11 protein-coding genes are annotated in these 12,711 nt (G+C 52.2%); 5 read left to right on the forward strand and 6 right to left on the reverse strand.

The window, feature by feature from the left end:
- From AC2FJB_RS07915 to AC2FJB_RS07935, 5 genes are all read left to right on the forward strand, one after another.
- The coding region (locus AC2FJB_RS07915; protein ID WP_496718096.1) for an IS3 family transposase at positions 1-801 on the forward strand (801 nt) is incomplete at its 5' end.
- A 173-nt stretch (positions 802-974) separates the two neighbouring features.
- The gene (locus AC2FJB_RS07920) at positions 975-1,196 is read left to right on the forward strand and encodes a hypothetical protein (protein WP_496818102.1); all 222 of its coding nucleotides are present in this window, start codon (positions 975-977) and stop codon (positions 1,194-1,196) included.
- A 681-nt stretch (positions 1,197-1,877) separates the two neighbouring features.
- Positions 1,878-2,156, forward strand: coding sequence for a hypothetical protein (locus tag AC2FJB_RS07925; RefSeq protein WP_496718094.1), 279 nt, complete (start codon positions 1,878-1,880; stop codon positions 2,154-2,156).
- A gap of 23 nt (positions 2,157-2,179) precedes the next feature.
- Positions 2,180-2,686, forward strand: a complete 507-nt coding sequence (locus AC2FJB_RS07930) for an N-formylglutamate amidohydrolase (RefSeq protein ID WP_496718092.1) — start codon at positions 2,180-2,182, stop codon at positions 2,684-2,686.
- Between the two features lie 48 nt (positions 2,687-2,734).
- Positions 2,735-2,881, forward strand: coding sequence for a hypothetical protein (locus AC2FJB_RS07935; RefSeq protein ID WP_496718091.1), 147 nt, complete (start codon positions 2,735-2,737; stop codon positions 2,879-2,881).
- A 285-nt stretch (positions 2,882-3,166) separates the two neighbouring features.
- Here the strand turns inward: AC2FJB_RS07935 and AC2FJB_RS07940 are convergent, their stop codons facing one another.
- From AC2FJB_RS07940 to AC2FJB_RS07965, 6 genes are all read right to left on the reverse strand, one after another.
- A complete protein-coding gene (locus tag AC2FJB_RS07940) occupies positions 3,167-6,295 on the reverse strand; it encodes a DEAD/DEAH box helicase (RefSeq protein ID WP_496718090.1) in 3,129 nt (1,042 codons plus the stop codon).
- Positions 6,295-7,644 carry an EH signature domain-containing protein gene (locus tag AC2FJB_RS07945; RefSeq protein WP_496718089.1) on the reverse strand — a complete coding sequence of 450 codons (1,350 nt, stop codon included), beginning with the start codon at positions 7,642-7,644 and terminating at the stop codon, positions 6,295-6,297. Before AC2FJB_RS07945 ends, AC2FJB_RS07940 begins: the two co-directional genes overlap by 1 nt.
- Positions 7,631-8,686 (reverse strand): OmpA family protein, encoded by a 1,056-nt coding sequence (locus AC2FJB_RS07950; protein ID WP_496718088.1) that lies wholly within the window; start codon positions 8,684-8,686, stop codon positions 7,631-7,633. Before AC2FJB_RS07950 ends, AC2FJB_RS07945 begins: the two co-directional genes overlap by 14 nt.
- Entirely contained in the window at positions 8,683-10,728 is a 2,046-nt protein-coding gene (locus AC2FJB_RS07955) for an anti-phage protein ZorA-like protein (protein ID WP_496718086.1), read from the reverse strand. The genes AC2FJB_RS07950 and AC2FJB_RS07955 overlap by 4 nt, the downstream gene beginning before the upstream one ends.
- A gap of 295 nt (positions 10,729-11,023) precedes the next feature.
- Entirely contained in the window at positions 11,024-12,121 is a 1,098-nt protein-coding gene (locus tag AC2FJB_RS07960; RefSeq protein WP_496718085.1) for an ATP-dependent Clp protease proteolytic subunit, read from the reverse strand.
- A 193-nt stretch (positions 12,122-12,314) separates the two neighbouring features.
- Positions 12,315-12,707, reverse strand: coding sequence for a thermonuclease family protein (locus AC2FJB_RS07965; protein ID WP_496718083.1), 393 nt, complete (start codon positions 12,705-12,707; stop codon positions 12,315-12,317).
- Positions 12,708-12,711 lie beyond the last annotated feature (4 nt).

Genomic DNA, 12,711 nt, shown 5'->3' on the forward strand with positions numbered 1-12,711 from the left:
GTCTGGAACCGCATTCCACAGCCGATGCGTGAGAAGATCAAGGACTTGGCTCTGAAGGAGAGCGAACTGTCGCCGCGTGAGTTGGCCGTGCAGTTCACCGACACAGAAAAGTACTTTGTCTCAGAGGCTTCCGTCTATCGCATCCTCAAATCCTACGACCTGATCACCAGCCCGGCCTATGTGGTTCTATCGGCGGCCGACGAGTTCCACGACAAAACCACTCGGCCGAACCAACTCTGGCAGACCGACTTCACTTACCTGAAGGTCTTCGGCTGGGGCTGGTTCTATCTGTCGACCATCCTCGATGACTACAGCCGCTACATCATCGCCTGGAAGCTCTGCACGACCATGAAGTCGGGCGATGTGACCGACACGCTCGACTTGGCGTTACAGGCTTCGGGTTGTGATCAGGCGACGGTTCTGCACAAACCACGGCTGCTCAGCGACAACGGGTCCAGTTACATCTCCAGCGAGTTGGCTGATTGGCTGGAGGATCGGCAGATGGATCATGTTCGAGGTGCCCCATATCACCCGCAAACTCAGGGGAAGATCGAGCGCTGGCATCAGACCCTGAAGAACCGCATCTTGCTGGAAAACTACTATCTGCCCGGCGACCTCAAGCAGCAGATCGATGCTTTCGTCGATCACTACAATCACCGGCGTTACCACGAAAGCTTACAAAACCTCACGCCCGCTGATGTCTACTTCGGACGCGGGCAGACCATTCTAAAGCAGCGAGAAAGAATCAAACAAAAGACAATCGAAACCAGGCGCTTGCTTCACCGCAAAACCGCCGCATAATCAAACCAACCAGATGCGCCAGATCCTCTCTTAGCTCAGGCAGCCATCTGTCCCAAAATCCCTGACAACGGACACTCGCATGATGATAACCGTTGCTAGTCCGATTGGGGTATTGTTCGACATGTACTCGCTCCTTGAAAACTTCGATTTCATTAAATTGAATGCGGGAGGGAATGGTTACCCTCAACCGGGCGCTGGTCCTTGCCTCGCGTACCCGGAGCCTGCACCATGGAGTTACCCATGGGCTTGTCGCCATGGTGATTAACCACGTAGACAGGGTCACGACGACCCACAGCCATCTTACGGCACTGGCATGCCGCCGTTCGATGCACCGCAACCGAGAGGGGATCATCCCCTCGGCTTGTTCCTTGTTTCTTCTTTCTCGACCTGCATGAGCAGCTTCAACAGAGAGTGATCCGATTCACGCTCCAATTTGCGTTGCCGCAACGGACGATATCCGAGCCGACCAATGCAGGATGCATTTGGCTGGCGTCTTGAGTTGCGAGCTCGGGTCCTTGCCAACCGTTTCTTACGTCTGGTCAAATACGCCTTCGACATCATCGACCGGTTATGTTTGGCGACGCGATTACGTCGTTTGGTGAATTGCCCAAGGCTTTCAAGTTTCATTTCTTTGTCCCGCCAAATTATGGCGACCGGTGGGACTAAGGATCACCCACAACCCTCGTGCCAGCGAGGGAACCTGCAGCCGGGTTAGAGTTACCCCGACACTCGGAAGCCGCCTTACACGGCCCCCAACGAGCCACCATGGCTCTGCAGCCGCCTTACCGTCCCATGCAAACGGTTGTTCGGCGCACGGCCTAAGAACCCGCGTCCGGGCCCCAATTCGTCAATTGCGGTCGCAGCTCGTCCAATCTCTATTGCTCGCAGGCAATTGGATCACGAGTGGTCCCGCAATGCTGTTTCTTTGGATCACCAGGCCGTTGCATCCAATGCACCGCCAGATGCATCAGCACCATTGCCCGGATGACACATAGATAGTATTACGTAATACGCATTGCAAGAAAAAATGTAATACGTGTACAAAGAAATTGTATTATACTGAATAAGGCCTTGAAATGGAAGACAAACCCATATCGATCCGGCTTGGAGCACGCCGACTACAAGCGCTCGAACACTATCTTTCTGAAAACCCGGACGAGACCAGAAACGGTGTGATTGCAGGAGCTGTCGAATCATATCTCAAGGAAACGGGGTACTGGCCGCCACCACCCCCTGTCGCCAAAGGTATAGATGACGACGCGCCAATGGCACATACGCGACCCACTCTTTCGGAGCGCGTGAATCGCCTTGAAGAGATCATTGCTCGGCTGGAGCGGCCTTCACAGTCCAAATAGAAGCTCCAAGGGAGTTCGAACCGATGCAACAGTCCCCTAATCTCATCATTCACGTTCCGCACGCATCACTGACCATACCCACGGAGGTGAAGTCGCAATACTTGTTGAGGGATGAGCAACTCATTGCAGAGGCGGCGGAGTCTGCTGATTTATGGACAGACGAATTGGCTGCTGCTGCATTCCCTGCTGCCACGATCATCGAAGCGAAAGTCTCGCGCATCGTTTTGGACGTGGAGAGATATGCCGACGACGAGCTAGAAGTCATGGCAAATGTCGGTCGCGGCATGATCTATACCCACACCCATGATGGTCAAAGGATGCGCAAAGATTTGAGCCCCGAAAACCGATTGGACCTAAAGAAGCAATTTTACGACCCCCATTGGGACGCGCTCAGTACAGCGGCGAAGTCGGGTTACCTCATCGACTTTCACAGCTACCCATTGTCAGCATGGGCGGTAGAGGCGGATCGCGACGCTCCTAGACCTGAAATAGATTTGGGGTTCTCGGACGGTGTCACCTCAGAGGCCTAGCTTGCCTCTTTGAAGGTTCATTTCGAAGCGTTCGGTTATGAAGTGGGCATGAACACTCCGTATGCGGGTGTGATCGATGTGGGAGCACTGGACGGGGTCATGCTCGAAATCCGGAGGGATCTCATGTCGGCGTGGAAGGACGGGCGAGATGGTGGCCGTTTGCTCGACTGCCTTTCGAAAGTTCCAATGCCTTAGCGTGATTTTAGATATCCGTAATTCGAACCATCGATGGTCGGCGGCAGGGTCACTGATCAGGGAGTTTGATTTGCGCCGAACCTATATATGTCAAACAAGTTGAGCTGCTATGAGGTACATTTTGATTTCCATTCTTGATCCAAATAATTCAAGTCGTCTTCCCATTCGGCCACTACTTTATCCCTCTTACCGCGTGTGTTGCCGCTCGACGCGAGCACCCTGATAACACGATGTAACTTTCGAAATCGCTGCCTGGACATTGGCTCAGCCCATTCCGCTACGCTCTCATGAAAATACTAAAGAACCATCGGGCTTTGCTTGAGGGAGCGAAGCGCCATCTCTTTCGAACATAGCGATCATGGCGCTCTCCAAAGGCTCACCGCCAGTATTGATCTCGATCTCGGTCAACCCGCTTTGAAGCAAAGCCGCATCGCCTCTACTATCTGCGAGCGGCCAAAGAGCGGAACTCGCCAGCTTTCGTTTTCGTTGCATGAGACTGTGCAATAGGCAGTCGAATGAGCCTTCTCGGTAACCCGGATGGATTGCCATCGGCACATGAATCTCTACTGGTTTGGTTTGCCCGATCCTGTGAACCCTATCGTTGCATTGCTCTTCTACTGCAGGGTTCCACCAACGTGACAAATGAATGACATGTGTAGCCGCGGTCAAAGTCAGGCCGGTTCCTGCCGCCTTGGGCCCCAATACCAACAAGTCGAAGCCTTTGTCGTCGACGAGATGGCGCTGAAAACGATTTACGATAGCCTGGCGTTGCTTGATCGGTGTTTTTCCGTTGATGATATCTACGCGGGGCAGCTGATACCTTTGTTTGATCAATTCGACGAAACGATACTGCATCTTGATGTTTTCGATGAAAACCAATGCTCGTTCACCTTTCGATGCGAGCCGATCCAGGATCTCAAATGTTGCCTCCAGTCTCGCCGAAGAATTAACAAAACTCTCTCCTGTTTCGTTGCCTTCGATATTGGGATGCACCGAAACGGTCCGAATGTGATGTATCATTGCGAGCCTGGCTCCGAGTCCACCTTTCGCGAGGTTCAAACGAGCGGCATCGTAGACTGTTGCTTGAAGCTCCGGCATCAGACGTGGGTGGAGCATCCGAGTTTTGCTCGGCAAATCCTTTGCCGCTTCTTCCTTGACCCGGCGTATCGCCATCGGTGGAACCGGCGCCCCATTGCCGTCGTCCTGCTGCTTGAACACCAGTTGATGAAGTTGGCTCATGTTTTCTTCGTTTGGAGAACCAAAGACATCGTTGAATTCGCGAAGACTACCCAAGGCACCTGGAACGAGCTGATCCATGATGGACCACAGGTCTCCACTCACGTTTTCGATCGGTGTCCCAGTCAATCCTATCCGAAAATCCGCGCGAATTGCGCGCGCTGATGCGGCGGCCAAAGTGCCGGGGTTTTTGATATTCTGGATTTCATCGAATACGGCGCACGAAAACGGTATCTTCGCCAAAGAGTGCTGATAGTTCGTCATCGTCGTGTAGGTCGTCAGAATCCATACTCTGTCGCCTCTACCATCCTCTATCGCTTCATGGAGGGCATCGAAATTGAGAGTGTCCTGGCCCTTGTCGGTGTCTTTTCCAGAGCCTGACTTCCTCTTAAACCCAGCGATGGAATTGCCGTAAAGTCTGTAAATGAAACCGAGCCCATCACCACCGATATGCTTGGAAACCTCTTCTTCCCAGTTTTCCAGAAGTGACGTTGGCGCAACCACCAAAATGGGCAGACGCGCCTTGTTGTCCCGGTGCGCCATGTTGGTCTTGAGCCAGGTTAGAAATGAAAGCGTTTGAAGCGTTTTTCCCAACCCTTGTTCATCTGCATTCAGAATACCTGGAAGACCTTCACTCCAAGCCTCCAGAGACCATTCGAAACTCTTCGTCTGATGCTCCTTCAATGGTGTGGATATGAGGTCAGGAACGCGTTTCTCTACAAAGGCGTCACGTTTGTTCCTATCTGGGCGCCATTCGATTTTCCCGAAATTGTGCTTGGTTTGAACGACGATTGGATCGCAGTCAGTGGCTGACGTGGTTTGGTCGCGGCTTCCTTCATCCTCACCTGAACCGTCTGTCTTGTCTTGTTCTTTGCGAAGCTGCTCCACCCTGCTTTCGACCGACTTGATCGTCGACGAGTTGACTGGAACCGCTTGCCCGTCGACGTCTATCTTTGCGTCTCCCCTGGCTGCAGCTGCTTTCATCTCTTCGAGAACGGATTCTGTCTGCTTCAGGTTTTTTTCCAGAATACGGTCCACGACACTCCGAGACAGTCCCTCCGGCATCCATTCTGTGCCATTCGACCAGTCATCCCCGAGCTCCGGTCGCTTCCACTTGCCGATACCGATCACACGCTCTGAATACTCACGCGTCTCCACGAAAGTCGCACCCGTCGCGGTTTCGATTGCCTCTTGAACTTGCGCATCATTCAACCCCGCCAATGCCCCGCGCTTTTCGAGGTCTTCCTGAATCGCCGCGGTGATCGCTGGCTTGGGGTTTTTGACGAACTCCGCCCTCTCAAAGGCGGTTGCTCTTTTCTTCTCTTCCATCACTTCGAGCGTCACTTTGGCTGAAGGATCGACGACCAGGTAACTCTTGTCACCCGTTTTGTAGGAAGGAAGGGCGCCTGATCTTTGGAAACGATCCTGAAAAACGGACAGCTCTCTTTCATCAAGCTCAGACGCAGCTTCTTCGATCACTTCGTCGCCTTCACTTTGCGATAGAGTATCAGTTGCGAAAGGCACAGGCGCGAAGTCCAAGTACTCACCTTTCTCAATCGGGGAAATCGAAAAACTGTCGGCCAGACTCACTTTTAGTCCAGAAAGAAAGTTGGACATCTCCGTGTTCGCGCCGATTTCCTCTTCTGGAACGAGAGCTTTCCTGAAACGTGCAAGAGCCGTCCAGTGATCGACCTCGTCCTCATTGGGGTTGAAGCAGTCAGCGATACGGATCGCTCCAAGCATCCAACTAGGAACTCGTTGAACTCCTCGAGCCGTATTCAGGAATGCACCAGTTCGCTTGGGCTCTATTGTTCTCCCCTGGTATTGCCATTCGTAGTGAAGCCGAAAATGGTCGGACCCCACGATCCCTTCTGCATCGGTGTGGAGCTCAAGATCTACAAGCGGTGGAAGCCCCAAGATTTGACCAGACTTGGCACCTACCAGCGCCGCACCGTCATGTGTCAACTCTACGCGATCGTCATGGATCACAATCGAACCAGGGTGTTCGGCCTCTATGGCCCTCAAGTCACCTATGGCAAAGGCGACCTGCCGCTCTTTGGGGTCGAGATGGTTCAGTGAGACTGGCACATTCTTTCCGAACAAAGAAAGAAATCCAGCGCGCTGAGACTTGGGACGCAAAATGACTTTTGCGTCGTCATAGGAAAATTCGAACTCCATCAAAACATCTCCGGATACCGGGTACGCAAGTAACCCTGCCAATCACCGAGGTGCATTTTTCGCTCCTCTGGGCCGATTTTAACAAATCCAGAACTGACTCGTTTTCTTCTATCGTGTCGTATGTCCGCACAATCGTATTTGGGCTGATACAACTTCGGTGCTTCAGGATCGTTTTTTGCATAGATGTGGACTTTGAAATTGTAAGTTCCTTCGACGATGATCCTTTGGCCCACCTTCATGATGAGCAAAGACTTGTTCCCGTCGTCGTTCGCGTGAGACACCTGGCGTCCAAACGGAAGGTTTTTTTCACGGCCAAGGTTCTTGCGAGCGAGCTTGTGTCCCCTTAGATCAAAAGCCACCCAGGCAGCAGAAATATTTCCCCTGTCGTATTGATCCATCCAGAAACGCCTTCTTTCGCTCCACATATGGCTATCTTGCGTGTCTGTGAGGACATCGAAGAGAAACCGCATACTCTCGCCGGTCAACCAACGGAGCAGTACTTGCTTTGCTTGTTCGCTTACGTTTATCCAAGCGCTTCCAGGATTGATCCGGATGTCGCCGTAGCTTTCGGTTAGGTGGTCGATCAGGAACCTTTTGACGTCTTCTTTGGGCTCTTCATCGAGCCAAGGCGCCAACAATGCTTCGATTGCTTCTGACGCCCCGCTTTGTTTCGCCAACTGGCCATCCGGATGCAGCCAATGGAATAGTTTCTCGATATCGGTATGAGTTCTGAGATCCAATATCTCAAGAAATTCTAGATGCGCGTGGTCAAGCAACCCCGGTGCATGTGGCTTGTTGAAGCCTAAACTCTTCAATTCTTGGAAAGGACGTTCCACATCCTTCATGCGAGACGCAACTTCCATAGCAATTCTATTGGAATCGAAGAATGCTGGGAAACTCTTCAACAGTTTCCTGGAACGTCCACTGAGATACGGAATTTGGTTTGTAAGAGCTTCAGACAGTCGACGTGTGTGAACTGCTCCTTTGACGAAGCTACCAATGTAGACCTGCACCGCGTTTCCCAAAAATGTCCGACTGTGGTTCGTGGCGGCTTCTTCATAGTAAAACTTTCGAACATGCTCGAGATCCGGCCGAGACCTCCGCTCACGATCAAAGAGCGCTATGGATGCTTGGTTCACGAACGAAATCTTTGCGCCGCTCCACGACCAATCATCCAGTCTACGCTTCAATTCTGCGACCAAGGTTTCGCGGTCGTTCTCAGAGGGCTCAGCAAATACATCTGGCCATCGCTTCAGCACACGATTTACGGCGGTTTCCAGGCGCTTCGGGGCCGGGAGAACGACAGAAGTCGGTTCGATTCTCTGCGCGAAAACCTCACTGAGTCTCATTCCCGCCTCCCGCAGCAGAGTGAAGTCTGGATTTCAAGTCATCGATTTGTTCCGTACTCGCGGGCGAGAACATTATGATCCGAAGATCAATTCGTCGGTTTTCGTCCTCTCCAGCGCGGGTCTGGTTCGAAGCAATCGGTCTATATTCACCGTATCCAGCAACTGAGATCACCGGCTGCTCGCGAAGATTGAGATGTGAGATCAACCTCGGCGCTTCCGAGGTCATCGTCGAAAATGCGGAAACCGCCCGATCGTTTGAAAGGCGCAAGTTGTATAACTCGCCGCCCTCGCTATCCGTGTGCCCTTCGATCTGGATAGCCTCTATTACGGCAAAGGCAGGATTGCACCCTTCCTGCCAGAAGCTGTTGTCGCCAAATGTGTAGCAAGGCAGAATTTCGTCCATCATCGATCCCACACGCTGCATGACGGCTCTTTTTGCGGGTAGAAGCTCTCGGGCTCCCTTGCCAAAAAGGCCTTCCCCCTTGAACTGCAAAGCGCCGTTTCTTTCGTTCACTTTTACTTCGAGCTCGGGAAAGTCTACTTTGAGGCGCGCTTCGATCTCCTTGAGAACCTTGATCCGCGTAGCGTCAGCTTGCGCGATATAATTCTCCAATGGATCCCGCATTTGACGCTGAAGCATCTTAAGCTGTGTCTCGAGATCGGATATTTTTAGGTTCTTTGCTTTGATTTCGTTTTGAAGATCTTTGATCAGCAGGTCCTGGCTCAGGACCTTGGCTGTTAGGCGATTCACTTTTTTTATCAACTCATCACGTTCTCTCGAAACGTCTGAGAGCTCCGCTTCTAAAAGCTTTAGTTTTGTTTGAACGCTTTCCAACGAAGAGACTGCGGTATCTCTTTCTTGTTTGACGACCTCATATGTCGATCGAGGAACCGCGTCAGGTTCTTGGTTGCCGTAGAAACGGGCGAAAAACGCGAGCAGGATGATCACGATGAACAAGACGCTGACTGTCATGTCGGTCATCGATACGAAGGCTGACTCTTCCTCTTCCGCTACGGATCGCCTGATTTGAGCGTGCTTCATGATGCGCTCCGGGATTGCGGAGCGAAGTCTTCGGCTTGATCGACGACGGCCTGAAGCTGATCGATACCTTCACCGAATTTACCCTGCACTTCACTGACATAGGTCTTGATCGATCCGAGAGCCTCTTCAACTTTCTGGTTGTACGTCTCGAACGCGCGTCCCAATTTCTCGTCAATGTCATCCAAGCGTTCGCCCTGCCCCGTCATTTCTCGTACGACGGCTTGGACACCTTCCAGAGCATCTTCGATCCCACGACGCTTTCCATCTAGGACGTCACGAGCTCGTTCCATTGTCTCGCTGGCGATTTCAGCTGTTTGTTTGGCAGCTTTCAAAACGGTTTGGGCAGTCGCATCAACGTTACGATCTAGGTTGGCTGTAGCCGTCTCGATCCTGGACGTCGAAACCTCGATCGGTGCTGCAGCGGCCAGAAGACCGTTGGAAGCAGCTTTGAAGCTATCGGAAGCTTCGGTAACGGCTCCGGCGCCCCTGCCAACGCTGTCGGACATATGCTGCATCTTTTGCGCACCGTTGCCCAACTCTTCAGTCATCGTCTTGAGCGAACTCACCATTTCGTTCAGCGGAGCAAGAACCTCGTCGCGACCTTCTTCCACCAATTCGGTGACACTCGCTCCCGCCGCCTGAATTTTCGACGCGGCTTCTGCACTTGCTTCGTTGATCGTGGCTTCCGCAGTTGCGGCGCCCGTTTCCGTCGCTGTTTTGAGTTCCGCTCCGAATTGCTCAGCGGCAGATTTCATCTCGTTGGCCGCTGACAGCATCGCCGCAGCACCTTCTTTGGTGTTGTCACTGATCCGATCAAGCGAGTCATTCATGCTGCTCAGGAGCGAGTTTGCACCCTGGTTTAGAACTTCTCGCGTGGAATCTGCAGACGATACCGCCGAGTTCCGGAGATCCTGGACAGCCGAAGTCATTTGTCCAATCGCGCTCTCCATGCCAGATCCCATTTTCCCGGAACTATCATCCAGCCGATCTGCCAGCTCACCAATCTTCGCTGCCGCTTCTGAAAGATGTCGTCCTGAGTCTTGCAAAGCGCCCGTTACGTTTCCGGTCAAAGTCTTCGACAAGCCTTCGACGACGTCGGTCAGACCATCGCTGCCAGCTCGCCCGATATCCTTACTGATACCTTCAAGTTTGCCTGCTATTTCTTCGGCTAGTGCTTTGGGCAAGCCATCCTGCAAGCGCGTTACGATTTCATCCATCTTGTCGTTTATGGACTCGACGATCGGGCCAGAGATACCGTCCTTCAATTGTGCTGTAAGTTCGCTGACGAGTTCCATCCCGACGGTTCTCAAGTTGTCGCGCTGTTCCTCGGCGATATTGAGTTGTCGAACGGCAAGCTCTTCCTGGCTCACAAAACTCAGATTGTCTTCAATGAGGCCGCTCAATGCATGAACTGCCCCTTCGATCTTTCCGTTGCCTACGCGCAAAGCCACCGTGAACACGATCGAACACAATAGTCCAGTGAGAGACATGATGAATTTCGCGGACGCGACTGACAACAGGTCACTTATTGCAGCGTCGTCAATTGCTTTCCCCGTCATCGTATTCAACGCCGCAATCAATCCTAAGAAGGTGAAGAACAATCCAATCGTGACGAAGAGGTTCGGTAAAATTCGGAAGAACCCTGGTCCGAACGCCAAATCGTCTACGTTGAAAAAGTATGAGGGACGCACCGAGTTTCTGGCCAGACCTTTGTAGTGAATGATCGTTTCGCCGTACTCGCCCCATGCCGTTGCAAGCGATCTGGAAGCCCGCCCCTTCGAGTTTCTTTCTATCTGAGCCGACAGCTCCTCGAAATTCACAGCTCCATCATCAGCGTTTTTTTGACCCAGGAAGATGCGCTGAAATTGAGAAACTGCACGGGTGCGGCGTACGACGCGAAAAGACCACGCAGCCAAAAAAACGACCATGGACGCGAGCAGAACACCTGCCACGAAACCCGGCGTCCAGTCTTCTGTCAGATATTCCGCAATTGTGAGGATCAGGTCTTTGATCGCACTACCAACAGCTGTGATCTCTTCCACGTCAAAACTCCATTTAAATTTGCAAATCACCCCTAGCGGGAAGTCGCCGACGCAACAACGATCGACGAGGCGTCACGCCACGGGATGCTTCACAAAGGTTGCACCCCCAACACATTCAGGCACTCAACCAATTGATAGTATTTGATTCCTACTTGTTTCGGATGCCCAATTTCGGCTTTTGTTTTCTTGTCAATTTCTTAAAGATTTGCGTCAATGTAATCTGACCATGATGATCCGAAAACCTGTTTTTGCGCAAAGAAGCTGAAAAGCACTCTAGGTATGATTGACGGTCCGACTAGTTGACCAACCCGTAAGCGCTCGCTTCTAGGACGTTCAGATACTTCATGTCGTCTGCTTCGATCCGCATCATTTCGAAGAGCAAGCGACTGTCCACGCCGGCGGTGAGAAAGAGGTCGTCAATCCTCGAAAAACTCTCTTGAGTTGACGCGATGGTTCCCCCAGACATCTGGTGGATACCGAAACGAGCATCTGCTGCTGCCGTCCGCTCATGTCCACCAGCGTAGAGAATGACACACGCAGATAGACAAGCTCCCTCGACGTGTGTGTCGATTTGATATCGATTCAGTACACCAGCTGCCATGGTTGCATCGTAGACGAGACCGCCTGGGCTGTTTTGAATGACCAACCGGGTTGGTTCATGTTTGACAACCAGCGAAACCACTTCCCGCATCGAGTCCCTATTTAAGTCACCACTGAACCAGATTTCGTCTTTTTCCTCCACATAGGTGACAATGAAATCCAGTTCGTTGGTTTCCTCAGGTTGAGGAGACTTCGAAGCATAGCCTGGTCGATCTTCATAAGAGGGAATGTGGTCCAACCCAAACGCCGAGAGCTCTACTTCGAAAAAGTTGTAACCCATGCATTCATTGAAGTATTCGGACTTCAAAGCCGCACTCGTGCCGGGCAACGTCAAATAATGGCCTGAAGTCGAAATCTTGTTACTGCCGGCAAAGAGCGAATAGAATTCACGCGCATTTCTCGCCGTCCCGAAATCGCTCGAAACAACGTAGAAGTACTGAAACTCATCATCTGAGTAGTGAATGACCGGGATTTGACCTTCGCCATCGTCGAACAGCAGATGCTCTGTATGTGTTTCGTCTCCAAAGGAGTGCCAAAACCGGAGTTGCGGCTCACCGTCGTCGGTTGCGCCCCACTGCAATCCAGCTGCGTCACCATCTGATGTCTCAGCTGTCATCGAGCAGATTACACCAGTATACGGATCTCCCGATTCTTCATTGTAGTGCCTGCTGACAAAGCTCCACCCTGCTACTTCTCCATGAAACTCCTGCGTCACGGCAAAGGCAGAAGTAGCCACCGAAAGCAACCCCGAAACCGAAAGAGCTAGCGCCCCTTTCCAATACGTGTGAACCATCTCACTTCTCCCAATTCTACAAGTGATTTGGGTGCCGTTGGGTGAAGTGACTTTTTCAAAAGATCCACAATTCTTTGAATTGTAGTCAAATTTCAAATCAAACAGCTAAAAGACGCCAATGGGACTCATCGCAGCATTCATTTGAGAATCCAATTGCGAAGGAGGTAGGCGCGCAAACTCTTTTCTAAGCGGTTCAACAGTAGCGCGCACGGTTCAGCCGCGACATGGCCGCAGGTGTTTCGAGATCTCGATAACGACCACCACTGTACCGTGCACAGTCCAGAGCGTGGCCCGCTGCGATTACAGCAGCACCAATATCCTGCCCGTCGACATAGCAAACGCCTACGTACCGGTCGTATGTCCGCTCACCGGTCAATTGGCACTCAACCGCTTTGCCGCGAAGGTAGTTGACCATCCAACGTCGCGCATCGCGCCCCGCCGCAGTTCCCAGTTCGGGTGCATCAACTCCCTGCAGTCGTACGGGCGTGCCATCCACAACTATCGTATCGGCGTCGCGCACCTGGACGCCAGCGGCCGTAGCGGTTGTGGCAACTAATGCCAGGGCTGTGGTCAGTCTCTTGAACAAAGTC

This window comes from Ruegeria sp. CDSC085 (assembly GCF_059610465.1).

What these genes read in the sequence shown, in the direction of transcription:
- AC2FJB_RS07920 (WP_496818102.1), top strand. Translation starts at nt 975, where the DNA reads ATGGTTACCCTCAACCGGGCGCTGGTCCTTGCCTCGCGTACCCGGAGC.
- AC2FJB_RS07925 (WP_496718094.1), top strand. Translation starts at nt 1,878, where the DNA reads ATGGAAGACAAACCCATATCGATCCGGCTTGGAGCACGCCGACTACAA.
- AC2FJB_RS07930 (WP_496718092.1), top strand. Translation starts at nt 2,180, where the DNA reads ATGCAACAGTCCCCTAATCTCATCATTCACGTTCCGCACGCATCACTG.
- AC2FJB_RS07935 (WP_496718091.1), top strand. Translation starts at nt 2,735, where the DNA reads ATGAACACTCCGTATGCGGGTGTGATCGATGTGGGAGCACTGGACGGG.
- AC2FJB_RS07940 (WP_496718090.1), bottom strand. Translation starts at nt 6,295, where the DNA reads ATGGAGTTCGAATTTTCCTATGACGACGCAAAAGTCATTTTGCGTCCC.
- AC2FJB_RS07945 (WP_496718089.1), bottom strand. Translation starts at nt 7,644, where the DNA reads ATGAGACTCAGTGAGGTTTTCGCGCAGAGAATCGAACCGACTTCTGTC.
- AC2FJB_RS07950 (WP_496718088.1), bottom strand. Translation starts at nt 8,686, where the DNA reads ATGAAGCACGCTCAAATCAGGCGATCCGTAGCGGAAGAGGAAGAGTCA.
- AC2FJB_RS07960 (WP_496718085.1), bottom strand. Translation starts at nt 12,121, where the DNA reads ATGGTTCACACGTATTGGAAAGGGGCGCTAGCTCTTTCGGTTTCGGGG.